This is a genomic window from Rhodococcus cercidiphylli, from assembly GCF_033042225.1.
Classification (GTDB): Bacteria; Actinomycetota; Actinomycetes; order Mycobacteriales; family Mycobacteriaceae; genus Rhodococcoides.
On sequence record NZ_JAWLKE010000004.1, the window covers coordinates 254,519 to 279,746 of the forward strand.

The window sequence follows — 25,228 nt, forward strand, 5'->3', positions numbered from 1 at the left end:
TTAGACCGTCGAAGGGCCTCGTTTGTCTCGTGGAACGCACATCACCGGTGATGTCACCGACCGGCACAGGGCGATTTGCCGACTTCGATTGGGAACACTCTCAACGCCGGTTGAGCGCCGCTGTGGGGGTTCCCAGACTTTCCCGGTCACCCGGTTATGAGCCCGCGTCATTGCTAACGTCTGCCCGTCCGAGTGATGTGGGACACCGACCGTTGCAGGGGAGCGCGAATGCACGTAGAAGCACTGTTCGGAGACGGATCGTTGCGTCCGATCTGGCCGCACGCAGATGCACTGATCACCAACGAATGCCCGGGGCTTCGTTTCGCCGGGAAGTATGCCGACGTCGTCGCGCTGAGCAACGGTGATCCGACGGCGCTGCGCCCGTTCATCGACGAGGACACTCGCCGCCGCGTGGCAGGTATGGCAGCACCGCGTACCGACACCGCGTTGGTGTTCGGGGCCAACGGCTTTCTCGGTGCTCACCTGATCGGCCGTCTCACTCGTGATGCCGCCGTCGAGGTCGTTTACGCGATGGTTCGTCCCACCGAGGAGGAAACGGCTCTCGAGCGCCTGCAGCGCACGTTCGACCAGTACGAGATCGCGGTGGACGCAGACAAGATCCGCATCGTGGAGGGCACTCCGACGAAATTCCGGTTCGGTCTCGACAAAGCTGCCTACTACGACCTGGCTGCCGGAGTGGGGCAGATCTTCAACTGCGCCAGCTCCACCGATTACACCGAGAGCTACGCCGAGCTGCGCGACGACTGGTTCGTCAGCGTCCTGCGCATCCTCGAATTCAGCATCACTTCCACTCGCAAGCACCTGACGTACGTGGGCAGTATCGGTGCCCACCTCTATCAGAAGCCCGAGGATTTCCGTCGTCCCGATTCGTGGTGGTACTCCGGGTACGCGCAGATGAAGTGGGTCAACGCGACGCTTCTCGGGTGGCTGTCGATGTCGGACACCTACTCCGTCACCCTGTGCGAGGCGCCCTACATCCTCGGTAGCACCGAACTCGGGCGTGATCCTGGCCGTGTCTACAGCTTCTGGCGCATCATCGAACTGGCGATCGCGGCCGGTGCCATCTGGGACGGACCGGGCATGAACTACGTCCCGGTCGACGTGATGTGCGACGTCATGGCGAGCAACTCGTTGCGCAGCCATCCGTTGACGAGGCTGTTGCCGAGCAATCCCACCGGCTACGGTCACGATCTGTACGCCGATCTCCTCGGGCTCGATCTGGTGAGCTGGGAGGAGTTCAAGGAGCGCGTCAGTGCGCGAATCTCGCCGCGGTTCGCCGAGACGATGCTGGCCGACAACATCGATCAGCTCATGCGGCTGGTGCACAAGCCCGAGGCTATCCTGCCCGTCGACCACGACATCTCCTGGTGCGATCACCGCCGACTCTTCGAGCTCTACTTCGAGAAAGCACAGCTCAAGACGCTCACGCCCGCCGCCGTCAACTGACGTGTCGGACGGATTCGAACCCACCTCGGTGCGCCTGCGGGAAGTACCGATCGGCCGCGAGGTGACCAACGGCGTTCTCTCGCTGGGCTTCTACGTGGTGTGTGGGCTGATCGGGTTGCTGCCTGGCTCGCTGCGGAACCGGGCTGCCGATGCCTTCGTGACCTGGTCGGAGAGCGTCGACGAACAGCGGCACAGCTGATGTGGTGGGTTCGAGGGGTACTCGTCCTCGGTGTGATGCTGGCAGCTCCGTTCGCTCTGTTCGTGTACTGGCGGACCCGGTTCTTCTTCCGTGATCCGCATCGCGAACCGCCGGCCGATCCGCGGGCGGTGCTCGCGCCGGCCGACGGTTTCGTCACGTACGTCAAACGGGTGGAGGCCGGCAGTACCGCGTTCGCCGTGAAGAAGGGACGGACGATCGTCCTCGACGAGATCGCCGGAGTCGCGTCCACCGACAGCGGCTACCTGATCGGGATCTACATGTCCGAATACTCGGTGCACCGCAACCGAATTCCCGTCTCGGGCACCGTCGGTATGCGTCGCCACCGGTCCGCGGCACCGTTCAACAAGTCGATGGCCAGGGTGGGCGCGAATCTGTTGACCCGACGCACTCCCTACGACGAGGGCTGCGACTACCTGCTCACCAACGAGCGGCTCACCATCTCGATCGAGCACGAGTCCGGAGCCGTGGTGACGGTGACGCAGATCGCCGATCTCTGGGTGGACCGCATCGTCGCGCACGTCGCCGTCGGCGACACCGTCGAACGCGGTGAGCAGTACGGAATGATCCGCTTCGGTTCTCAGTGCGACGTGTTCGTGCCGGACGCACTCGTCGACGAGATCACCGTTCGGCCAGGAAATTACGTGTTCGCCGGGGAGACGACGGTGGCCCGTTCGCCCATCCTCGTCGACGGCAGTCAACGGAGCGAAGAGGAACGATGATCACGATCGAAGAGGTCGACGGCAAAGCAGGCTGGCGCGAGTTCGAGGCCGTCTCGGACCTGGTCTACCAGGGCGATCCGTACCGCCTTCCCGACGAGTCGATGGACCTGCGTCGAGTGCTCATCGCACCGCCGTCCTCGGTCGCCGCCACCCGTATCACCAAGGCATTCCTGGCCCGCGAGAACGGAATTGCCGTCGGTCGCGTCGTTGCGATCCACGATCTGTCGTTCACCGAGTACACGGGGGAGTCGATCGGCTTCTTCGGCTTCTACGAGGCCGTCGACGATCACGACGTCGCGACAGCGTTGCTCGACGCTGCGGCGCAATGGCTTTCGGCGCGCGGGCTCGCGACGATATCCGGGCCGTTCGGACCGTCGATGTTCTACAGCGCCGGCATCGTCGTCGACGAGATCCCGGCGCTGCCGCTGGTGGGGATGCCACACAATCCGCTCTACTACGCGGCCCACTTCGAGAAGTGGGGACTGATGGCGGTCAAGGACTTCTACAGTTACCTCTTCGACGACCCGTGCATCATCTACAACGACCCCAAATACGCGCGGCACATGCAGATCTTCGAGAAGATCAAGGCGCGGTCGGAAGTGACGTTCCGGTCGATGAAGTATCGGACGCTACGCCGCGACGCGCGCATCGTGCGAGACCTCTACAACAAGACGTTCGTCAACTTCTGGGGCTTCTCACCGCTGTCCTACACGGAGCTGTTCGAGCTGCTGAAGATGATGCTCCCGGTCATCGACCGCAGGCTCACCCTGCTGGCCGAACTCGACGGCAAGCCCGTCGGCTTCCTGATGGGCATCCCGGACGTCAATCAGGCCGCCGCCAAGGCGTCGCACCTGAAGTCGCGCTGGGCGCGAGACCTGGTGACGCTGTGGCACGTCAAGCGTCCGGGTCGCACGGAGGTCATCGACGGCGTGCGGGTGGACATGCTGTTCGTCGATCCCGATTGCCCCGATCGAGCCGTGTCCTCCCTGCTGATCATGGAGATGTCGGTGCGCATGCGCGACCTCGGGTTCACGCGCGTCGAAGCCGCTCCCGTGCTCGACGACAGTCCGTGGATGAAGGGCTCGGTCCTGTCCAGGACGAAACTCGCCCCGCACCGCACGTACCGCATCTTCAGCCGGGAGTTGACGTAGATGACCGACACGATCTCGCGAATCGACCCGCAGGTGACCAGGGGCAACATCGGCGACCGGTGGGGTCGGTTCGTCGCGCGTCGACGCTGGGTGGTGCTGGCGATCTGGACGCTGCTGGCGGTTGGATCGGCGATTCTGTATCCGGCGCTGCAGAATTCGCTGGTCGGGGCCAACTTCTCGGTGCCGGGCACCGAATCGAGCCGGGCCGACGACCTGATCGAGCGTCACTTCGAGTCTTTCGGCTCCGAACAACTCGTCGTCACGTTCACCTCCGAGTCGGTGAACACGTCGGACCCGGCGTTCCGTGAGCGAGTGGGGGAGGTCGTCGGTCAGCTGCGGCAGTCCCCGGATGTGCTGCGGGTCGTCGACCCCTACGAGACCGCAGGCTTCGTCCCGACGATCTCCGAGGACGGTACGTCGGCGCTCGCGTTCGTCGGTATCGGCGGGGAGGCCAGCGATCGGATCGCGGTGGCCGAACGCGTGCAGGAAATGATCGGCGCGGCGTCCGGCGACGGCGTCGAGGTGGCGGTGACGGGATATTCCCCGATGACGGTCGATCTCACCCGCGTCGAATCCGAGGACGCCGTCCGGGCCGAGAGCATCGGTCTGCCCATCGCCTTCGTGGTTCTGGTTCTCGCGCTGGGGTCCGTGGTCGCGGGAATCGTGCCGTTGGTCTCCACCGGAATCGGTGTGCTGGCGGCGTTCGGAATGTTCGCGCTGTTGTCCAACTTCATGACGTTCGACGTTCTCGTCACCACCGTGGCGGCGATGTTCGGCCTGGGTCTTGGAATCGACTACGCACTGTTCATCGTCAGTCGATTCCGGGAGGAGATCGGGCGAGCCGGACCACCCGACGATCCGCACCGGACCGAGCGCGCGGTGGGGGCGGCCATGGGTACGGCCGGGCACACCATCGTCATCTCCGGTCTGGTCGTGTTGATCGCACTCGGAGCCCTCGCCATCGTCGATGTTCCTGCCGTCCGCAGTATTTCGTTGGTCGTCGCGCTGACCATCGCGACCGTCGTCGTGGTCGCGTGGACCCTGCTGCCGGCGATTCTCGCGGTACTGGGAACGCGCATCGGCGCGTGGTCGCTGCCTCACAGATTCCAACCTCCGTCGGTCGACGAGCACGAGGCCGCAGTACCCACCTGGTGGTCACGGTGGGCGCAGCACGTCATCGAACGACCGTGGCGCTACACGGTCGCGTCGGCCGCGGTGCTCGTCGTGTGCCTGATTCCCATCGGTTCCATCTCGTACGGTGTCGACCTCGGGGCCGAGGCGCTGAGCGCGGAACCGTCCGGACGGGCCAACACGGTCCTGACCGAGAAGTTCGCGCCCGGGACCATCTCGCCCATCACCATCGTGTTCACGGGTGAGGACGACAGTCCGTTGGGACCGCAGCAGTTGGCCACCGTCGACGCGTTCGCTGCCTCCGTGCGCGACGACGATCGCGTCGCCTACGCGCTGGCACAGCCGGAAGGCGGGCGGTCGTTGCTGATCGTGGTTCCGTCGGTGCCGATCGACTCGACCGAGGCCGCCGATCTCGTGGGATCCCTTCGCGCGCAGGCGCTCACCGCCGGCGACACGGACGGCACGAGCGTCTCCGTCGGTGGCACCACCGCACTGGTGGTCGACGCCTCCGACGAGATCTCCGGCAAATTCGCCTGGGTCGTGGCCGCGGTCCTGGCCTTCTCCCTCTTCTACCTGGCCGTCGTCTTCCGCAGCGTGGTGATTCCGCTGAAGGCCGTCGCCATGAACCTGCTGGTCACCGGCGCAGCGTTGGGTGCGACGGTCGCCGTCTTCCAATGGAGTTGGGGGTCGAGCATTCTCGGCTTCGAGAGCCCGGGCTACATCCAGGTGTATCTACCGGTGACGGTGTTCGCCGTGGTCTTCGGCCTGTCGATGGACTACGAGGTGTTCCTCATCGGCCGCATGCGTGAGGTGTTCGTGCGGGGAGCGAGCAACGACGTGGCCGTGGTCGACGGCATCGAGCACACCGCCAGGCCCATCACGGCCGCCGCCGCGATCATGATCGCCGTGTTCGCCAGCTTCCTCACCGCCGACGTGCTCGAGCTCAAACAGTTCGGCTTCGCTCTCGCCATCGCCGTGCTGTTCGACGCGGTGCTGGTGCGCATGATGATGGTGCCGGCGATGATGAAGCTCTTCGGCGAGCGCAACTGGTGGCCCGGCTCGAAACGCTACGAGGCCGTCGGCAGCTGAGCACGCGCCAGGACGGCACCGCCGGACGTGCGGATCTCGATGTCGGTCACGTCCTGGCGCAGCACCGCGGCGTTCATTCGGCACTCGATGGTGATGTCACTACCGAGGAACGTGCCGGACGGACGTTCGACACCCGATCGGTCGACGAGAACCACCTCGTACGGGCCACGATCGGAGATGCCGTCCATCTCCAGGACGGTCTCGGTACCCCACGTATGGGCGACCAGACCTCCTTCTATGTCCACACTCGGCACCTCGGTGGTGAAGCCGACCTGCTCGTACGCGCCGAGGGTTCCGGGTGGACCGGTGATCGCGGCGGGTGGATTCATGGGGTCCTGGCGGTAGGCGTCGACTCCGAGCACCACCCCACTGCCGACCACCACCCCTACTATTGCGGCCGCAACGGCCAGTCCTGCCGATCTGCGCTGCCTTCCCAACCGCTGACCTCCGAACCGCTGCCCTCCGAACTGCTGTGTTCGCCGATTTTGCTGCGGCGACCACTCGGAGCTGCCTGTCGCACCGAGGATTCGCTCGCGAAGGTCGGGTGACGTCGAAGATTCGAGCCACGCGTCGGTAGGGCCGCGGCTCCCGAGAGTCATGGTCAGCGAGCGCAATTCGGCGATCTCGTGGTCGATCGTGGGATCGGATGCAGCGAGTCGACGCAGTTCGGCGGCTTCGGCGTCGTCGAGATCGTCACCGACGGCAGCGGCGATCAACTCGGCTCGGCGATCGGGTGCTGCGCTCATGTCTCCTCCTTTCCGTCGAGATGTTGTCGTAGGGCTCGCAGTGCGTAGAAGGTGCGGGTGCGCAGTGTTCGCACGGCGACCCCGGTCGATTTCGACAGCTCCGCGTAGGAGCTGCCGCCCAGGTGCACTGCGACGACGACCTGCCGATGCTCGGGGGAGAGCAGGGCGAGCGCGGCGATGATGCGGAGCCGCTCGTCGATATCGGGGCTGGTGTCACGCGTGACACTGCCCGACTCCCGCCCGACGTCGTCGATCCGGTCCGAGGCCGGCATCGGCATCCTCGTCAGCGACCGCTGAGCATCGACGATCACGTTGCGTTCGATGGCGAACAGCCACGTTCGCAGGGACCCGCGCCCGGGCTCGAATCGGGACCTCGCTCGCCAAGCCCGCAGGAAGGTCTCCTGAACACAATCCTCGGCCAGAGTTCTGTCGCGGAGAGCGTTGACGGCGAACCCGAGCATGGCCGACGCGTGCTCGTCGTACGCGGCAGCGACGTCGAAGTCCAGTTCGATCACGCTCCCGATGCTCATGACAGTGGATACGTCGGTGGACCCTCGGACGTTCATGGCGAGGGCGGAAAACATTTCTTTACCGAGCTTTGAACATTTTGGCATCGGCGCTCGTACACCTTGCACGGGCTCGCCTGCCCGATACTCCCACGGAAGGCACACGAGATGACCAGACGCTCGATCCCACGCCCGGCAACGTCGATCCGATCCACCGCCACAGCGCTCGTCGGTGGTACCGCCACCGCTGCGGCGATGATGCTGTTCGCCGCCGCCCCGGCCGGTGCCGATACGCCTGTCGCCGAACCGGATTCCTTCACCAGTGCATTCACGGCCATGGCCACTCCCGACCAGGTGCTCAACGGAGAGGGCGTCGCCACTCCGGGTCAGCCCGGTGCGATGGGTACCTTCACTCTGCGCATCAACTCCGACCTCGACATCATCTGCTACGACATCGCGCTCGAAGGCGTGACCGGCGACTACATGAGCCCGGCCAAGACCGCCACGCACATCCACCAGGCAGCGGCGGGCGCAGCAGGTCCTCCGCGTCTGGCATTCCCGAACCCCACCCCGATCGGCGACGGCCCGCGCACCAGCAGCGGCTGCATGCAGGGACCGTTCACCACCGGCCTCACGCCTGCCGGTGCCGACGCGGACAGCGGGACCGGATTCACCCTGGACCAGATCGAAGCCGACCCGGCCGCCTTCGCCGCCGACACCCACACCGTCGACTTCTCGGCCGGAGCGGTGCGTGGCCAGCTCAGCCAGATTCCGGTCGGGTCCGTCGCGACCGGTGGCGGCGGGTCGGCGCTCGCGGCGTCCGATTCGGCGTCGAGTTCGGTGCTGCCGGTCGTCAATGCGGTTGCCCTGGGCGCGATGGTCGTCGCGGGCGTGACAGTCGCTGCTCGACGCGAGGTGCGGAGCTGAGATATCCGGTTCTGATCGCGGTCGCTGCCGCGGCGGTGGTGGTGGGCTGTTCCTCGCCACCCTCACCGCCGCCGGCGGCGACCACGCCGGTGTCCTCGCAGCCGTCGTCGAGCACCGCCGTGCCTGCGCCCGCCGTGCCAGTGCCCGCCGTGTCAGTGCCCGCAGTGGATTCGGTGAGACCGGCCCCGACGCGGGTGAGTGCCGCGGACATCGCGCTCGACGAGCCGTTGATCGGCCTGGGTCTCACCGAATCGGGTGAGATGCAGGTGCCCACCGACTACGACGACGTCGGGTGGTTCACCGGAGGTGGCCGACCCGGCGCGATCGGTAGCCCGACGGTGATAGCCGGGCACGTCGACTCGACGACCGGTCCCGCCGTGTTCGATCGCCTGTCGGAACTCGGAGTCGGCGATGTCGTTGCGGTGGACGACGAGGCGGGTGGCCGAGCCGAGTACCGCATCGACGAGATCGGTGATTACGGCAAAGCCGAGTTCCCGACGGCGTCGGTCTTCGGGGCTGTGCCTGCCGACGAGATCCGGCTCATCACCTGTTCGGGTGACTTCGATGCAGCCGTGGGCAGCTACGAGCGCAACCTCGTTCTCTACGGGGTGCGCAAATGACAGTGCAACGCCGATGACAGTGCAACGCCGATGACAGTGCAACGCCGATGACAGTGCAACGCCGAACGTTTTGGAGTTGACACCGAACGTGTTGTAGCCTGGTCGACGGTTCGGATCACGAATGCTCGCACTCGTGCCCTGACCGCCCAATCAAGTTCTACCCAAGACCGTTGGTCACCGCCTTCTCGAAGGATTCGCTTCCGGGAGTTGCGCGGTTGAAGGTCCGAGATCGCTTCGGACGGCCCACGCAGGAGAACGAGGTAGGGAACCTGTATGCAGCCCTGGTGGCTGCCCGCTCGTTCACGCCCCGTGTGCTTCTTGCGCCGGGGCGTTCGTCGTTTTCCGGCCCTCTCGCGATCGACACAACTTCCCACGAGAGGAGGCGAAGTATGGCAAAGCCCGAAAAGGTCTCAGCAGTATCGGAGATCACCGAACAGTTCAAAGGTTCGACGGCTGCCGTCGTCACGGAATACCGTGGCCTGTCGGTGTCCGGTCTGACTCAGCTCCGGCGTGCGCTCGGCGAAGGTGCCACGTACTCCGTCGCCAAGAACACCCTGGTCAAGCGCGCAGCAGCCGAGGCCGGCATCACCGGCCTCGACGACTTGTTCGTCGGACCGACCGCCATTGCATTCATCAAGGGCGAGCCGGTCGACGCAGCGAAGGCCATCAAGGCCTTCGCGAAGGACAACAAGGCCTTGATCGTCAAGGGCGGCTACATGGACGGCGCAACGCTGTCCGTGGACGAGATCAACAAGATCGCAGACCTCGAGTCGCGCGAAATCCTGTTGGCCAAGCTCGCCGGCGCCATGAAGGGCAACTTGTCGAAGGCTGCAGGCCTGTTCAACGCTCCCGCATCGCAGTTCGCGCGTCTTGCGTTCGCTTTGCAGGAGAAGAAGGCTGCCGGCGAACCCGCCGCAGCCGAGGCACCTGCAGAAACAGAAGCACCGGCGGAAGCTCCCGCCGAAAGCTGATCCGCTGGTATTGGCGAACAGCTCAGCTCCACACCACCAACACCAAGTCGCGGATCAGCGACCAGGTACTTACAGGAAGGACCCGCCACCATGGCGAAGCTCAGCACCGAAGAATTGCTCGACCAGTTCAAGGAGCTCACCCTCCTCGAGCTCAGCGAGTTCGTGAAGGCATTCGAGGAGACCTTCGAGGTCACCGCAGCCGCTCCCGTCGCAGTTGCAGCAGCAGGCGCAGCCGGTGCTCCGGCCGAGGCTGCCGAGGAGCAGGACGAGTTCGACGTCGTCCTCGAGTCGGCCGGCGACAAGAAGATCCAGGTCATCAAGGTCGTCCGTGAGGTCGTCTCCGGCCTCGGCCTGAAGGAAGCCAAGGACCTCGTCGAGAGCGCTCCGAAGGCAATCCTGGAGAAGGTCGCCAAGGATGCAGCCGAGGCTGCCAAGGAGAAGCTGGAAGCTGCCGGCGCAAAGATCTCCGTCAAGTAAGACCGCTTCGTTGCAGTCGCACGTCACGCTCTGACATCGAGAGCGAGTCGAGGGACCGTTTCCACTCCGGTGGGGACGGTCCCTTTTCTGTGTTTCCGGTGGCACCGGTCGAGGTGTCGTTGTGATCGGTCACGGACTCCGCGAGATCGCGTGACACTCGCTCTGCGTCCCTGTTTACTCGACCTCGCCGAAGTCCGAAGCTTTCCGAAGGGTTTCGGCTGTGATCGCTTGTGGCTTGTCACAGCAAAGCACGGCAGGGACTTGTCACAGTTCTGGCGAGTCGCCGACCGTGTCGCGTGAGATGGGCCACACTGATGCAAGCTCTACAGCCTGACTCGGGGAAGTTCTTACTGGGCGGTAAGCTCCTGTGTCGGAGCGGACACGTGCATGGGTTACAGTGACGCAACCCACATCTGGGTCGATGTGTACGAATTGTGGAGGTCAGCGTGGGAGTCGAGGTTTCGGTCGAGGGATTGACCAAGTCTTTCGGTGTACAGAAGATCTGGCAGGACGTGACGTTGACCCTGCCGAAGGGTGAAGTCAGTGCTCTCCTGGGTCCGTCCGGAACCGGTAAGTCGGTCTTCCTGAAGTCTCTGATCGGCCTCCTCCGGCCCGAGCAGGGCAAGATCTTCATCGACGGAACCGACATCCTGCAGTGCTCCTCACGTGAGCTCTACGAGATCCGCAAGCTCTTCGGCGTGCTGTTCCAGGACGGTGCCCTGTTCGGCTCGATGAACCTCTACGACAACGTCGCGTTCCCGCTCCGCGAGCACACCAAGAAGTCCGAGTCCGACATCCGCAAGATCGTCATGGAGAAGTTGGAACTGACGGGTCTGCTCGGTGCCGAGGACAAGCTCCCCGGTGAGATCTCCGGCGGTATGCGCAAGCGCGCCGGCCTCGCCCGCGCTCTGGTTCTCGATCCCGAGATCATCCTCGTCGACGAGCCCGACTCCGGCCTCGATCCCGTTCGTACCACCTACATTTCGCAGACCCTGATCGACATCAACGCCGAGATCGACGCGACGATCCTGATCGTCTCGCACAACATCAACCTCGCGCGGACGGTGCCCGACAACATCGGCATGCTCTTCCGTCGCCAGCTGGTGATGTTCGGCCCGCGTGAGGTGCTGCTCACCAGCGACGAGCCGGTGGTCAAGCAGTTCCTCAACGGAACCATGATCGGTCCGATCGGTATGTCGGAGGAGAAGGACGAGGCGCAGATGGCGCAAGAGCAGGCCATGGTCGACGCCGGGCACCACGCCGGTGGCGTCGACGACGTGGAAGGCATCGTCCCGCAGATGAAGGCCACCCCGGGTACTCCGGTGCGCCAGGCCGTCGGACGCAGGCAGGAACGCGTCCGCCAGATCATGCACACCCTGCCGCACAGTGCGCAGGTCGCGATCCAGGAAAGCCTCGACACCACCGATCCCGGCCAGCGGAACCCCGTGTACGCAGACCAGCAGCAGGGTTACGACCAGCAGGGCTACGACCAGCAAGGCTATGGCCAGCAGAGCTACGACCAGCAGGGTTACGACCAGCAGGGCTATGACCAACAGGGCTATGGCCAGCAGGGCTACGACCAGCAGGGTTACAGCAGCCAAGGTCATGACCAGCCGGGCTACCAAGCTCCGACACAGGGTCGGGGTCAATAGCAGACATGGGGGGATCGAAGAAGTCCGCGTTCGCTCCGGCGAACGCCGCTCTGACTCAAGCCGGAAATATCGTCGAGCTGTTCGTCGAGGTCGTTCGGAACACCTTTCGTAGGCCGTTCCAGTTCCGTGAATTCATCGAGCAGGCCTGGTTCATCGCCAGCGTCACGATTCTGCCGACAGCGCTCGTCGCGATTCCGTTCGGCGCGGTCGTGTCGCTGCAGACCGGATCGCTCATCAAGCAGCTCGGTGCCGAGTCGTTCACCGGCGCGGCCAGTGTGCTCGCGGTCATTCAGCAGGGCAGTCCGATCGTGACCGCGTTGTTGGTGGCCGGTGCCGCAGGTTCCGCCGTCACTGCCGACCTCGGCTCGCGCACCATTCGCGAGGAGATCGACGCCATGCGGGTGCTGGGCATCGATCCGGTACATCGTCTGGTCGTTCCGCGAGTGCTCGCGATGATTCTCGTCGCACTGTTGCTCAACGGCCTGGTCTCGGTCGTCGGCATCGCCGGCGGTTACTTCTTCAACGTGATCCTCCAGGGCGGCACCCCCGGTGCGTACCTGGCGTCCTTCGGAGCGCTGGCGCAGCTTCCCGATCTGTATGTCGCAGAAGCGAAAGCGGCGATCTTCGGGCTCATCGCGGGCATCATCGCCTCCTACAAGGGGCTCAATCCCAATCCCGGACCCAAGGGCGTCGGCGAGGCAGTGAACCAGACGGTTGTCATCACGTTCCTGCTGCTCTTCTTCGCCAACCTCATTCTGACCCTGGTGTATCTCCAGGTCGTCCCAGCGAAGGGAGCGTAACCGCGATGACGATCGCAAGAGGTCGCGGTGACCGCACGTTGATGCGCGTCAAGCGCGTCGGCAATGCCCCGCTCAACGTGCTCGACCGTGCAGGCGAGCAGATGTCGTTCTACCTGCGGGCCATCGGGTGGATTCCCAAGACCGCGGTGCATTACAAGAAGGAGGTGCTTCGCCTGCTGGCGGAGGTCACCTTCGGCAGCGGTGCGCTCGCCGTCATCGGCGGAACCATCGGCGTGATCGTGATGATGTCCGGCTTCACCGGCATCGTCGTCGGGCTGCAGGGCTACGCAGCACTCGAGCAGCTCGGTAGCTCGGTACTGACCGGCTTCCTGTCCGCGTACGTCAACACTCGTGAGATTGCGCCGATCGTCGCAGGACTTGCGCTCTCGGCCACCGTCGGCTGTGGCTTCACCGCCCAGCTCGGTGCCATGCGGATCTCGGAGGAGATCGACGCCCTCGAGGTGATGGCGGTACCGAGCGTGCCGTTCCTGGTGACCACCCGCATGATCGCCGGCTTCGTGGCCGTCATCCCGCTCTACATCGTCGGACTGTTGGCGTCGTACGTCGCGTCCCGAGGGATCAGCACCATCTTCAACGGGCAGTCCACGGGGTCCTACGACCACTACTTCAACCTCTTCCTACCTCCGGAAGACGTGTTGTATTCGTTCCTGAAGGTGTTGATATTCGCCTTCGTCCTGATCATGATCCACTGCTATTACGGCTACCACGCCTCGGGCGGACCTGCCGGTGTCGGTGTGGCCGTTGGCCGTGCCGTTCGTACCGCGATCGTCACGATCGCAGTGCTGGACTTCTTCTTGAGCCTCGCCATCTGGGGCACGACCACCACAGTGAGGGTTGCGGGATGATCGACTCGCCGTCGCGACTGAAGCGAGTACTGCTCGGTTTGGCGTTCTTCCTGGTGCTCATCCTGTTTCTGGGATGGAGCATCACGTCCTACAACAAGACGTTCAAGTCGGTGGTCAACGTCAGCCTCGAAACCGACTCGGTCGGAAATGCTCTGCCGATGAACGCCGATGTGAAGGTGCGCGGAATGATCGTCGGCGAGGTGCGCTCGGCGTCCACCGTCGACGGAGTCGTCACCTCGCAGCTGGCCATCGACCCGGACAAGGCTCCACTGATTCCGTCCAATGCGACGGCGCGGTTGCTGCCCAAGACTCTGTTCGGTGAGCGTTACGTGTCGCTGATCCTGCCCGAGAACGATTCCGCGTCGCCGATCACCGACGGCACGGTTCTTCAGCAGGACACCAGCGGCAACGCCATCGAGGTCGGGCAGTTGCTCGACGGCCTGCTTCCCCTGCTGCAGGCGATCCCGCCGCAGGACCTGGCGAACACCCTCGGGTCGTTGGCACAGGGACTCAGTGGACGCGGCGAGCAGCTCGGACAGACCATCGACAACCTGACCAACGTCGTGTCAGGGCTGAACACGGAGCTGCCGAACATCCAGCAGACGCTGGTCGGGCTGGCGGACTTCTCGGAGACCTACGCCGACGCTGCGCCCGAACTGATTTCGGCGCTGGACAACCTGCGGACGACGGGCAACACCGTGGTCGAGCGGCAGTCCAGCCTCGAAACGCTGTACGGCTCGCTGACCTCGGCGTCCTACACCACCGCGGACTTCCTGCAGACCAACTCCGAGAACTTGATCGGATTGGCCGCGAACTCTCGTGAAGCTCTCGAGCTGCTGGCCGAGTTCTCCCCGACGTTCGGTTGCACGTTCTCTCAGTTCGCCGAAGGTGCCAGGCGCGGCAAGATCGTGCTCGGCGAGGGCGACGAGTACCCCGGCATCAACGTGTCCGCATCGTTCGTCAACCCGAAGGGCCGTTACTTGCCGAACCAGGACGAGCCGCGCTTGTTCGACGATCGCGGAGCCACCTGCTTCGAACCCGCAGCACCGGGAGAGTTCTTCCCGCAGTACCCGGGAGGTTCGATCAACGACGGCTCCTACCAGGTGCCGACCCGCAACCCGGGACCGCAGGTGATCGAAGGGCAGGGGCCGCCCAAGTCGGCTCAGAGCTCCATCGTTCCCGCGGTCGCCGCATCCGCGCAGCCTGCGAGCTACGAGGGCTCGGACTTCGAGCGTGACACTCTCGCCGTGATCTACGGACAGGCGAGTGGTGTTGCACCAGACAGTGTTCCGTCGTGGGCAGCCGCTATCGGCGCACCGGCGATGAGAGGAGTGGAGGTGACCGTGCCATGAGAGGCCTTCTCGCGCCGATCATCAAACTGATCGTGTTCGCCGTGATCACGATCATTGCTACGGCCACCCTTGCCTTCACCATCGCCAACAGCAGTGGCGGCGGCGGTAGCAAGTTCTCGGCGGTCTTCACCGACGTCACCTCACTCAACGAGGGCGACGAGGTTCGCATCGCGGGCGTTCGCGTCGGCCAGGTCGACTCGATCGAGATCGCCAACGAGCGCGAAGCGAAAGTGGACTTCACGCTGAGCAGTCGCGACTGGCTGCCCGCCAGTTCGACGGCGACCATCCGGTTCAGGAACCTGGTGGGCCAGCGCTACATCGCCATCGAGCAGGGCTCGGGTGACCAGGGCCGCAAGATCACCGAAGGTGCCACCATTCCGTTGGAACGGACCAAGCCTGCGGTGAATCTGACCACGCTGTTCGACGGCTTCCGGCCGCTGTTCACCACCCTGAGCTCCGACGACGTCAACAAGCTGTCGTACCAGATCATCCAGGTGTTCCAGGGAGAGTCGGGCACGATCAACGAACTGGTGACCAACACGGCGACCCTGACGAACACCGTCGCCGACAAGGACCAGGTCATCGGCCAGGTCATCACCAATCTCAACAACGTGCTGGCGACGGTCAACCAGAACGACGGTCAGCTGGACAGCTTGATCGTCAACACCCAGCAGCTGGTCTCGGGTCTGTCGGCCGACCGTGAGGTCGTCGGCTCCGCCGTCACCTCGCTCGCGGGTCTGACCAACGCCACCGCCGACCTGCTCGAGCCGACTCGGCCGTCGATCCAGGGATCTGTCACGGCGCTGAACACGCTGTCCGAGACCATCAACCGCCGAAGCGACGACGTGGACACGGTCCTCGGAATTCTGCCCGTCAAACTCGACAAGCTCATTCGCACGGCCCAGCAGGGATCGTGGTTCACGTTCTACCTGTGCGGTATCGACATCGTCGCCGGACCGGGTAACTCGCCGAACCTGAATCTGCCCACCGGGCTTCCGACCGTAAACCAGCCGCTGTACACGAACTCGGCCGATCGCTGCAAAGCTGGGGGGATCAAGCAATGACATCTCGACGTAGTCCGGCCACCATCGGTGGACTGGGAATCGTGATCATCCTGCTCGCCACGATGTCGGTCTTCTTTCTCGACCGTCTCCCCATCATCGGTGCGGGTTCGGTGTACACCGCGGAGTTCAGCGAGGCCGCAGGACTCAAGCCCTCCAACGAGGTTCGCATCGCGGGCGTCAAGGTCGGCAAGGTGACCGACGTTCGTCTCGAAGGCGACCGGGTGCTCGTGGACTTCACGGTGAAGGACGCGTGGGTCGGAAACGAGTCACGGGCCGCCATCGCGATCAAGACCCTGCTGGGGCAGAAGTATCTGGCGCTCGACCCGAGCGGACCGGAGACACTGAGCCCCAAGGACCCGATTCCGCTCGAGCGCACCACGTCCCCGTACGACGTCATCGATGCGTTCTCGGCTGCCGCGTCGACCATCAACGACATCGACACGGACCAACTCGCCACCAGCATGCGCACGTTGTCCGACGCATTCTCCGAGACCCCGGCGAACATCCGAGCCTCGCTCGACGGCGTGACCCGGCTGTCGCAGACCGTGGCCAGTCGCGATGAGGAGCTCAAGAAGCTGTTCGAGGCCACCGGTGAGACGTCGAAGGTGCTGGCCGACCGCAACGAGCAATTCAACCAGCTCATCACCGACGCAGGTCCGCTGCTCGAAGAGCTCAACAATCGGCAGCAGGCCATCTCCGAGCTCCTCAGTGGTACGCAGCGCGTATCGCAGGAGCTGACCGGTCTGGTTCGTGACAACGAGGCCACCATCAACCCGATGCTGCAGCAGCTCAACGGCGTCATCGAGACCCTGCAACGCAACAACAACAATCTCGACCGCGCACTCAAGTTGTACGAGCCGTTCATTCGGCTGTACACGAACGTGGTCGGTAACGGCCGGTGGCTCGACATCGTCCTGGCCAACCTCACACCACCCGGAGTTCCGTTGATACCTGGTTACCGCGAGCCCTCGGTCGACAAGTTGGCAGGCAACTGATGACCGAGACTCAGACAGCGCCGAGAAACAAGAACAAGATCGCGCTGATCGCGGTCGTCGTGATCGTGGCTCTGGTCGTCGCAGTTGCCGGCTGGTGGCTCTTCACCAGGGCCGGCTCGACCAAGATCACCGCGTACTTCGACAAGTCGGTCGGTATCTACTCCGGCTCGGAGGTCCGAGTACTGGGCGTCAAGGTCGGTACCGTCGAATCGGTCACACCGTTGGGTGAAGACGTCGAGGTCGTCCTGCGAGTCGACCGTGGGGTCGATATCCCGGCCGAGGCGAAGGCCGTACAGGTCACCCCGTCGCTCGTCGCCGATCGCTACGTCCAGCTCGCCCCCGCGTACAGCGTCGGCGACACGATGGCCAGCGGAACGACGATCGGTCGCGATCGCACGGCCACACCCGTCGAGGTCGACGAGCTGTACTCGTCCATCAACGACCTCTCCACTGCCCTCGGGCCAGATGGCGCCAACAAGGACGGCGCGCTCACCGACCTGGTGAACACCGGCGCGGCCAATCTCGACGGCAACGGTGAAGCGTTGGGCAACAGCATCACTCAGCTGTCGGCGGCCGGTCGCACACTGAGCGATTCGCGCAGCGACGTCTTCGACACGATCAAGAATCTGCAGACGTTCGTCAGTGCTCTGGCCGTCAACGATCAGCAGGTCCGCAGCTTCAACACGCAACTGGCCGACCTGACCGGTTTCCTGTCGGGTCAGCGAGAGGAGTTGGGTGCCGCGCTGCAGCAGCTGTCGGTCTCGCTCGGTGACGTGGCCACCTTCGTTGCGGACAACCGCACTGAACTGACCGATACCGCCAACGGTCTCGTGGTGCCGACCCAGACTCTCGCGGACAATCGCGAGCAACTGGTACAGACCCTGACGTTGCTGCCGCTGGCCATCAGCAACCTGGTCAACGCCTACGATGCCGAGTCCGGCACACTGGCCACGCGCGCCAATCTCCAGAACGAGACCCAGGATCCGCTCGGCACCGTCTGCCGATTGCTCGACCTCGGCAAGCTGGTGCCCGGTGATCCTCGCTTCGAGGCCCTCGGTGCGCAGATTCAGCCGATCATCGATCAGTGCGCCAACCTCACCGACATGATCCAGGCACCCATCACCGACCAGAACCGGATCGTGCTGCCGTTCGGCGTTCTCACCAACGACATCGAGCAGAACGTGTCCGTGCCAGGCACCGTGCCGGGCAACGTCTCGCCGAGACTGGGGTCCACCCCCATGCCAGGTCTCGACCGGTCGCTCATCGGAGGAGGACAGTGATGACCTCTGTGAATCGGAATCGAGCCCGCGTGAAGCGTTCGTTGGTAGTAGGTGCAGGCGCATGTGTGGTGGCGTTGTCCGCCGGGGCATGTTCGTCGGCAGGCATCTACGCCATCCCGCTCCCCGGTGGTGCCGACGTCGGTGACAACCCGTTCAACCTGACGGTGCAGTTCGACGACGTGCTGGACCTGGTCCCGCAGTCGACCGTCAAGGTCGACGGTGTGGCGGCCGGCCGAGTCGCCTCCATCTCCGTACCGAACGAGGGGTGGACGGCCGATGTCGACGTCATCCTCAACTCGGACGTGGATCTGCCTGCCAATGCGATCGCTTCGGTGCAGCAGACCAACCTGCTCGGTGAGAAGTTCGTGCAGCTCTCGGCACCTCCCGGTGACGAGGCAGCAGCGCGGTTGCAGGACGGCGACACCATCCCGCTCGATCGAACCCGTCATGCCACCGATATCGAGCAGGTACTCGGTGCGCTCTCGCTGCTGCTCAACGGTGGCGGCGTCGGGCAGCTCTCGCCGATCATCAAGGAACTGAGCACTGCGTTCGACGGTCGCGAAGGCAAGACGAAAGAGCTTCTGCAGCAGGCGAACACGTTGATCGACGGCCTCAACCAGCAGCGCGACGACATCACCCGCGCCATCGACGGTCTCGACACTCTCAGCGGCCGGGTCAACACGCAGACCGACAAGATCGACGCCGTACTGAAGGACCTGCCGATCGCCACCGAGGTGCTCGAGCAGCAGCGTCCGCAGCTGACCGAGATGCTCGGAGCTCTCGATCGCCTCGGAGCCGTCGGCACCGACGTGATCGACCGTTCCAAGGACGATCTGATCGCAGACCTGCGGGCACTGCGCCCGACGCTCCAGGCCCTGGCCGATTCGGCGGACGACGTGGTGAGCTCGCTTTCGGTCATTCCGACGCTGCCGTTCGCCGACGGCACCGAGAAGATCATCGAGGGCAACTCCGCCAACCTGTTCCTCTCACTCGACCTGTCGATCGGAACTGCGCTGCGTAACTTCGGCGTCGGTGAGGGCGATCCGGTCTACGTCCAGCCCAAGTACGGCAACACGCTGCCGGTGGTCGACCCGTCCAATCCGTACTACAACGGAAACGGACCTCGGCCGGGTTGGCCGACGATCTCGTTGCTGCCGTTGCCGCCGATCGTCCCGTCACCGGTTCCGGGCCCGGGTGCCCCGGCCAACGAGCAGGCTGCCGCGGCCGCTGCGCCCGCATCGGCCGATCCGTTGGCACCGTTGAACGATCTGCTCGAGCGATTCGGAGTTGGACAGTGAGATCGAGACTGGTTCGCATTCAATTGGTCCTCTTCGTCGTGGTCGCCGTACTGGGCTTGGTCTATGTCGGTGCCAAGTACGTGCGCCTGGACAACATGCTCGGCTTCGGGCAGTACCAGGTCGATCTGAATCTCGCCGATTCCGGTGGCATCTTCTCCAATGCCGAGGTCACCTACCGAGGTGTTCCGGTGGGAGCCGTCGGGGATCTGGAACTGACGCAGGACGGCGTCCGGGTCGCGCTCATGCTCGACAACGGTGGGCCGGACATCCCGGCCGGTACGAAGGCCGTTGTCGCCAACCGGTCTGCGATCGGTGAGCAGTACGTCGACTTGCAGCCCGACACCGATCAGGGGCCGTTCCTGGTCGATGGTTCGCAGATCGCGCAGGCCGACACCACCACGCCCGTGCCGGTGGAGGACGTCCTCGCCAACACGAACACGTTGGTCCGGTCGGTACCGCTGGACACGCTGACGCGGGTCGTCAACGAACTCGGCGTCGCATTCGACGGTAAGGGCGCAGATCTGGCGTCTCTCGTCGATTCGCTCGGGAACATCTCCGAGGCCGGCAACGAGGCGTTGCCGGAGACGCTTGCGCTGGTGCGTGACGCGGTGCCGGTGTTGAACACGCAGTCCGAGCAGTCGGATCTGATTCGTCAGTTCAGCACCAGCCTCGACGAAGTGACGGCTCAGTTGAAGTCCAGCGATCCGGACATTCGCCGCCTCATCGATACCGGTACGGCGGCAGGCGATCAGCTCGGCGGTCTCATCACCGATGCCGGTCCGGCTCTGACCACCGACATCAACAACCTGGCCTTGGTTGCTGCTCAGGCCGAACCGCGGTACGTCGCGCTTCGTCCGTTCCTGACGTTCCTGCCTGCCCTCGGTGCCGGCATCTCGACGATCGTCCCGAACGACGGCACGATCCGTCAGGGTCTGTTGCTCGAGACCAACAACCCGCCGCCCTGCACGGTGGGCTACGAGGGTTCGCAGGCGATCCTCGACGAGGAGAAGCGCAAGAACCCGAACTTCGATCCGACTCGGGAGAACTACCCGTTGAACCTCGACGCGAACTGCGCGACACCGCAGGGCAGCGTCACGGGTGTGCGGTCCGCGAACCGCATCGTGTTCGCCGATCCGGACGTGCCGCAGCCGTGGGACCTCAAGCCCAAGGTCGATCCGGAGAAGCTCAACCTCAACCCCATCGCCACCCAGTTGGCACCGCTGATCGGCGTCACGCCGAAGTAGTGAAATCGGTGGAACTGCTGCTCAGCACTGCCGTCGGGCCGAGAGTGGTTCGGCCGGATATTACCGAGTAGTAGGGTGGAAAGTGTGAACTCGAGCACCGAAGCCCTGGAGTCCCCAGCGACTCCAGGGCGCACCAAGACCGCGAAAATCCTGTTGGCCGTCGTCACGGTGATCGCCGTTGCCGCTCTCGCGGCGGCAGTGTTCTTCGGTTACGGCTGGGGCAATGCGTTACTGAGCCAGAAGCCCACCGCGGACACCAGGGACGCGGCGCTGACCGGAGCTCAGCAGGCCGCCGTCAACCTGAACACGGTCGACGCAGCAGCCATCGATCAGTCGTTCGACAACATGAAGTCGTCGATCACCGGCGACCTGATGCTCAACGACCTCGAGCAGACTCGCTCGGGAATCACCGATCAGGTTCGTCAGTCCGGTGCCAAGAGCGAGGCCGAAGTGTTGCACGGCACGCTCACCGAGCTGAGCACGGACGAGAACACCGCCACCGCCCTCGTGGTCATCGCGACGACCACTACGTGGCCCGATCGCGTCGAGCGCAGCAAGCTGACGATGCGTCTGGCCATGGAAGAGGTCGACGGGGTGTGGAAGACCAACAAGGTCGACCCCATCGGTTCACGGATCTCGCTCGACAACCCGAACACCAATCCCGTTGTCCCGACCGAACCGGGCGGCCCCGCCGACCCGAATGCGGTCGATCCGAATGCGGCCGACCCCAGTGCGGAAGCGACGCCGGCTCCTCAGCCCGACGCCGGCGGCAATTGAGAGATCCGGCATTGGTGTTTTCCGTCTGTACCGAAGTGAGTTTCGAAGGAGTTCTGTAGTGCCTCCCCAGCGTCGCAAGATCGTTCCACCCACCACCACCAGCAAAGTTCGCCGGAAGGTGGCCGGTACCGGGAAGCCGACTGCTGCCAACTCCGCCACGGACTCGACCGGTGCCGAGGCGTCCGCTGCGACCGAGACTTCGGCGGTCACCACGACACCGCCCACCGAGCCCGTATCGGACAAGCCCACAGCCGACAACCCCGCGCTCGACAAGCCTGCTGTCGAGAAGCCGGTGACCGATAAGCCCGCTGCCGACAAGCCTGTGCTCGACAAGCCGGCAACCGATAAGCCCGCTACCGACAAGCCTGTGCTCGAGAAGCCGGCAACCGACAAGCCTGTGCTCGACAAGCCGCCAACCGACAAGTCCGCAGCTGATTCCGCGTCGACCGACTCTGCCGCCGCGTCGGCGTCGGCGTCGGGGATCGGCTACAAGCACGTCATCGTCGTTGCGGTCATAGCCGTTGTGCTCGGTGCGTTCGCTGCCGTTGCCGCGTTCAAGCCGTTCGCCACGATCGACAACGCAGCCTGGGTGGATTCCGCGGCGACGCAGGAAGTCACTTCGGCCGCGACCGACGCGCTGCAAACCTTGTACACGTACAAGGCCGCCACGATCGACGCCGATTTCGATGCCGCTCGTGCGGTGCTCAATCAGTCGATGCTCGACGAGTTCAACTCCACCGCGGAAACCACCAAATCGGCTGTGGTGCAGACGGATACGGGAACCGAAGCTATGGTCACCGATATCGGCGTCTCGCGGCTGGAGGATGGCATGGCGGAACTGATCGCCAACGTGAACATCAGTGCCACGCAGAACGGTGTCGCATCGGGTAGTGCCGAGGGCCCGTTGACGGTGAACATGGAGAAGGTCGACGGCACCTGGAAGCTGTCGGCAATCGACGATCAGTAGGCGTCACAACAGCACTCGATCCGGCCCCGTTCGACGCAGAATTCCTGCTCGGACGGGGCTTTTTCGTGCGCTTTTCGGCCGTCTGTCACCGGCTGGCCACCGAGTTACCATCGCGATTGCGTCCTGGCTTGGGGCGAGCCCTGGTTGTTCGAGACAACCAATAGACGCTCGACAGCCAGGGGTGGATCCGATGAAAACGGAGCATGCAGGTCATGACTGACACAACCATCGATTATTTCGCGCTGGAATCCAGGTCCGGTCGTTCGGGCTTTGCCGAGCACGTCAATCCCGAACTGTATCGGCTGTTGTCTGCGCTGAACTTGGATCGCGAGTACGTGCGGGGCGACGGGACGGTTCTGTTCGACGCCGCGGGTCGACGCTATCTGGACTTCGCGGGTGCATACGGGGCGCTGCCGTTCGGTCACGGCCCCACTCCGATCTGGCAGGCGATCAACGATGTTCGATGCAGCGGGGAGGCGATCTTCGTGCAGCCGTCGGTGCTGACGGCAGCGGGTGAATTGGCAGATCGGTTGGGGCGCATCGCACCCGACGGATTGACGCGGACGACGTTCGTCAACAGTGGTACCGAGGCTACCGAGGTGGCGCTCAAGATCGCGCGAGCGCACACCGGTCGGCTGGGTGTACTGACCACCGGGAACGGTTTTCACGGCAAGACTCTCGGCGCTTTGTCTGCGACGGGAAACATCAAGTACCAGAGCGGTTTCGGTGCACCGGTCGAGGGATTCGATCACATCGAGTTCGGTGATTCGGACGCGCTCGACGCGGCCCTGGCGGTGGCACCCGGGCACTATGCGGTGTTTCTGGTGGAGCCGATCCAGGGTGAGGGCGGGGTGGTGTGTCCACCCGACGGGTACCTACGCCGCGTGCGGGAGATCTGTGATCGGCACGGGGTGCTGATGGCTCTCGACGAGGTGCAGACCGGGCTCGGCCGGACCGGCAGGATGTTCGCCGCCGAGCACGATGGTGTGGTGCCGGACATTCTCACCGTGGCCAAAGCGCTCGGGGGAGGGATCGTGCCGGTGGGTGCGGTGTTGTGTGCGCCGAGGTTGGTGGACGAAAGTTTCGCGCTCCGTCACACGTCGACCTTCGCCGGGAACGCGTTGGCCGCGCGGGTCGGTATCGCGGTACTCGACGAGTTGACTCGAGACGACTGCGCTCTGGTGCAGACCGTGGCCGTTCTCGGGCGGCAGCTGAAGAACGATCTCTCCGTGCTGGCCGAGAAATATCCGTCGGTGGTCACCGTGGTGCGCGGTCGCGGACTGTTGCTGGGCCTGGAACTCACCGCGGACGTGAACTTCGTCGGGCGGCAGTCGTTGCTGGGATCGATTGCCGATCAACACAATCTGGCGGTGGTGATCTGCTCGTACCTGCTCGATGTAGAGGGGATACGTGTGGCTCCGACTCTGTTCGGTAACAGGGTGATTCGGATCGAACCACCGTTGACGGTGTCGGCGGTGCAGTGCTCGCGGCTGGTCGCGGCGTTGGATCGCGCATTGGGGTATGCGGCGGTGGGGGACCTGGACGGATTGTTCGGGCATCTGCTGGGCCGACCGACCGTCGCCACTCCGCCCGCGCTCGAGGCGTTGCGCCCGGGTCGGACGCCCGATATCCCTGTGCGACAGGCCGATCGACGCTTCGCGTTCATCGCGCATCCTCTCGATCTCGGATTCTTCGCTGCGTTCGATCCGGCGCTGGAGGTGTTCGACCACGGCGAGCGGCAGGACCTGCTCGAGCGGTTCGCGGCATCGACGTCCGAGCTCGAACCTGCGTCGTTCGTCATCGGCAGCGGCCGAGTCGTCGGGGGTGAGGAGGCGACGGCGCACGGCGATCTGATCGGGCTGCCGTACACCTCCGAGCAGTTGCTGCATCTGCCGACCGAGCAGGCGCTGCGGGTGGTCGGCGGTGCCGTCGACCTGGCGATCTCACGCGGTGCGACGGTGGTCGGGTTGGGCGGTTATTCGTCGGTGATCACCGGGAACGGGTTGGGCCTCGGCGCGACGACGCGACCGATCACCACCGGCAACACGTTCACCGCTGCGGCGAGTCTGCGGGCTGTTCGACGCGTGTGCCGTGAACGCGGTATCGATGTCGCGCGGGCTCGGGTGACGATTCTCGGTGCCGCCGGGGCGATCGGGCGAACGATCGGCATGCAGTTGGCCGGCGAGGTCGGCGCCGTCGTGTTGGTCGGCAGGAAGGGGGAGAGTTCGGTCGTCGCACCCAAGCTGTGGGCGGCCGCGCAGGAGATGGTGGCGTGCGCTCGGGCCGGGACGGGTTCGGGAGATCTGGCCGGTGCCGCGCACGCGGTCGACGGTGATCTGGACGATCTGACCAGGTCGCGACATGTCGAGTTCTTCACCGATTCTGTTGCTGCGGTGAAGGATTCGTTGATCGTCATCGCTGCGACATCGGCGCCGCATGCGCTGATCGATCCGACGGATCTGATGGAGGGTGCCATCGTCTGCGATGTTGCGCAGCCGCCGAACATCGGCCGGGACGTGCGCAGTGAGCGGCCCGACGTGACGGTGTTCGACGGCGGCATCGTGCGGGTGCCGTCGGGTTCGGAATTCGGGTTGACCTACGGGTTGGCTCCAGGTCTGACGTATGCCTGCATGGCCGAGACGATGCTGATCGCGTTGTCGGGCGAGTTCGGACTGCGCAGCATCGGCACCACCCTCGACGGCGACAGTGTCGAGCGGTTGGGTGAGCTGGCGGATGTCCACGGGTTCGCGCTCGCCGAGGCCACGCGGTGGCGCAAGGCCGACCGGTAGTCGGCAGGGGCGGGTGCGTCGGTGTCCCCGCCGGGTGGCCCGCCCCCGACTGCGTCCTCCCGACTGCGTCCTCCCGACTGCGTCCTCCCGACTGCGTCAATGGACCGTTGCACACGTCTC

At 64.5% G+C, this 25,228-nt stretch carries 23 protein-coding genes; 21 read left to right on the forward strand and 2 right to left on the reverse strand.

The genetic code is table 11. The features are described from left to right. Window positions 1-228: 228 nt before the first annotated feature. Genes R3P95_RS11750 through R3P95_RS11770 form a run of 5 tightly spaced genes read left to right on the forward strand, consistent with a single transcriptional unit; the run spans window position 229 to window position 5,777 of the window. A complete protein-coding gene (locus tag R3P95_RS11750) occupies window positions 229-1,467 on the forward strand; it encodes an SDR family oxidoreductase (protein WP_317548451.1) in 1,239 nt (412 codons plus the stop codon). Between the two features lies 1 nt (window position 1,468). Next, a complete protein-coding gene (locus R3P95_RS11755) occupies window positions 1,469-1,666 on the forward strand; it encodes a serine/threonine protein phosphatase (RefSeq protein ID WP_317548452.1) in 198 nt (65 codons plus the stop codon). Then, on the forward strand, window positions 1,666-2,406 hold the full coding sequence (locus tag R3P95_RS11760; RefSeq protein ID WP_317548453.1) for a phosphatidylserine decarboxylase: 741 nt from the start codon (window positions 1,666-1,668) through the stop codon (window positions 2,404-2,406). The genes R3P95_RS11755 and R3P95_RS11760 overlap by 1 nt, the downstream gene beginning before the upstream one ends. Further along, the gene (locus R3P95_RS11765; protein ID WP_317548454.1) at window positions 2,403-3,557 is read left to right on the forward strand and encodes a hypothetical protein; all 1,155 of its coding nucleotides are present in this window, start codon (window positions 2,403-2,405) and stop codon (window positions 3,555-3,557) included. Before R3P95_RS11760 ends, R3P95_RS11765 begins: the two co-directional genes overlap by 4 nt. Then, window positions 3,558-5,777 carry an MMPL family transporter gene (locus R3P95_RS11770; RefSeq protein ID WP_317548455.1) on the forward strand — a complete coding sequence of 740 codons (2,220 nt, stop codon included), beginning with the start codon at window positions 3,558-3,560 and terminating at the stop codon, window positions 5,775-5,777. On the opposite strand, the gene R3P95_RS11775 is transcribed toward R3P95_RS11770, so the two are convergent. Then, window positions 5,756-6,523 (reverse strand): hypothetical protein, encoded by a 768-nt coding sequence (locus R3P95_RS11775; RefSeq protein WP_317548456.1) that lies wholly within the window; start codon window positions 6,521-6,523, stop codon window positions 5,756-5,758. The genes R3P95_RS11770 and R3P95_RS11775 overlap by 22 nt on opposite strands. Beyond that, the gene (locus R3P95_RS11780; protein ID WP_283279196.1) at window positions 6,520-7,053 is read right to left on the reverse strand and encodes an RNA polymerase sigma factor; all 534 of its coding nucleotides are present in this window, start codon (window positions 7,051-7,053) and stop codon (window positions 6,520-6,522) included. Before R3P95_RS11780 ends, R3P95_RS11775 begins: the two co-directional genes overlap by 4 nt. Before the next feature lie 144 nt (window positions 7,054-7,197). On the opposite strand from R3P95_RS11780, the gene R3P95_RS11785 reads away from it, so the two are divergent. The 16 genes from R3P95_RS11785 (at window position 7,198) to R3P95_RS11860 (ending at window position 25,108) form a co-directional block, all read left to right on the forward strand. Next, a complete protein-coding gene (locus R3P95_RS11785) occupies window positions 7,198-7,956 on the forward strand; it encodes a CHRD domain-containing protein (RefSeq protein WP_317548457.1) in 759 nt (252 codons plus the stop codon). Between the two features lie 164 nt (window positions 7,957-8,120). Next, a complete protein-coding gene (locus R3P95_RS11790) occupies window positions 8,121-8,576 on the forward strand; it encodes a class F sortase (RefSeq protein ID WP_317548458.1) in 456 nt (151 codons plus the stop codon). Window positions 8,577-8,965: 389 nt separating this feature from the next. After that, entirely contained in the window at window positions 8,966-9,547 is a 582-nt protein-coding gene (rplJ, locus tag R3P95_RS11795; RefSeq protein WP_094641121.1) for a 50S ribosomal protein L10, read from the forward strand. Between the two features lie 90 nt (window positions 9,548-9,637). Continuing rightward, complete coding sequence (gene rplL, locus R3P95_RS11800) at window positions 9,638-10,024, forward strand: 50S ribosomal protein L7/L12 (protein ID WP_032380460.1); 387 nt, start codon at window positions 9,638-9,640, stop codon at window positions 10,022-10,024. 446 nt (window positions 10,025-10,470) lie between these two features. Then, a complete protein-coding gene (locus R3P95_RS11805; RefSeq protein WP_300521074.1) occupies window positions 10,471-11,676 on the forward strand; it encodes an ABC transporter ATP-binding protein in 1,206 nt (401 codons plus the stop codon). 5 nt (window positions 11,677-11,681) lie between these two features. Next, on the forward strand, window positions 11,682-12,476 hold the full coding sequence (locus R3P95_RS11810) for an MlaE family ABC transporter permease (RefSeq protein ID WP_037191254.1): 795 nt from the start codon (window positions 11,682-11,684) through the stop codon (window positions 12,474-12,476). Window positions 12,477-12,481: 5 nt separating this feature from the next. Continuing rightward, window positions 12,482-13,342 carry an MlaE family ABC transporter permease gene (locus tag R3P95_RS11815; RefSeq protein WP_027498223.1) on the forward strand — a complete coding sequence of 287 codons (861 nt, stop codon included), beginning with the start codon at window positions 12,482-12,484 and terminating at the stop codon, window positions 13,340-13,342. Next, the gene (locus R3P95_RS11820; protein ID WP_269595379.1) at window positions 13,339-14,694 is read left to right on the forward strand and encodes an MCE family protein; all 1,356 of its coding nucleotides are present in this window, start codon (window positions 13,339-13,341) and stop codon (window positions 14,692-14,694) included. The genes R3P95_RS11815 and R3P95_RS11820 overlap by 4 nt, the downstream gene beginning before the upstream one ends. Beyond that, window positions 14,691-15,758 (forward strand): MCE family protein, encoded by a 1,068-nt coding sequence (locus R3P95_RS11825; protein ID WP_269595378.1) that lies wholly within the window; start codon window positions 14,691-14,693, stop codon window positions 15,756-15,758. Before R3P95_RS11820 ends, R3P95_RS11825 begins: the two co-directional genes overlap by 4 nt. Next, the gene (locus tag R3P95_RS11830; protein ID WP_269595377.1) at window positions 15,755-16,753 is read left to right on the forward strand and encodes an MCE family protein; all 999 of its coding nucleotides are present in this window, start codon (window positions 15,755-15,757) and stop codon (window positions 16,751-16,753) included. Before R3P95_RS11825 ends, R3P95_RS11830 begins: the two co-directional genes overlap by 4 nt. Beyond that, the gene (locus R3P95_RS11835) at window positions 16,753-18,033 is read left to right on the forward strand and encodes an MCE family protein (RefSeq protein WP_269595376.1); all 1,281 of its coding nucleotides are present in this window, start codon (window positions 16,753-16,755) and stop codon (window positions 18,031-18,033) included. The genes R3P95_RS11830 and R3P95_RS11835 overlap by 1 nt, the downstream gene beginning before the upstream one ends. Window positions 18,034-18,062: 29 nt before the next feature. Continuing rightward, a complete protein-coding gene (locus tag R3P95_RS11840) occupies window positions 18,063-19,331 on the forward strand; it encodes an MCE family protein (protein ID WP_300521076.1) in 1,269 nt (422 codons plus the stop codon). Beyond that, window positions 19,328-20,575, forward strand: coding sequence for an MCE family protein (locus R3P95_RS11845; RefSeq protein WP_269595375.1), 1,248 nt, complete (start codon window positions 19,328-19,330; stop codon window positions 20,573-20,575). The genes R3P95_RS11840 and R3P95_RS11845 overlap by 4 nt, the downstream gene beginning before the upstream one ends. A gap of 84 nt (window positions 20,576-20,659) precedes the next feature. After that, on the forward strand, window positions 20,660-21,352 hold the full coding sequence (locus tag R3P95_RS11850; protein WP_094641129.1) for a hypothetical protein: 693 nt from the start codon (window positions 20,660-20,662) through the stop codon (window positions 21,350-21,352). A gap of 58 nt (window positions 21,353-21,410) precedes the next feature. Next, window positions 21,411-22,319: a hypothetical protein gene (locus R3P95_RS11855; protein ID WP_269595374.1), complete on the forward strand. Its 909-nt coding sequence runs from the start codon at window positions 21,411-21,413 to the stop codon at window positions 22,317-22,319. Window positions 22,320-22,531: 212 nt separating this feature from the next. Continuing rightward, window positions 22,532-25,108 (forward strand): aminotransferase class III-fold pyridoxal phosphate-dependent enzyme, encoded by a 2,577-nt coding sequence (locus R3P95_RS11860; RefSeq protein WP_300521073.1) that lies wholly within the window; start codon window positions 22,532-22,534, stop codon window positions 25,106-25,108. The last annotated feature ends 120 nt before the right edge of the window (window positions 25,109-25,228 follow it).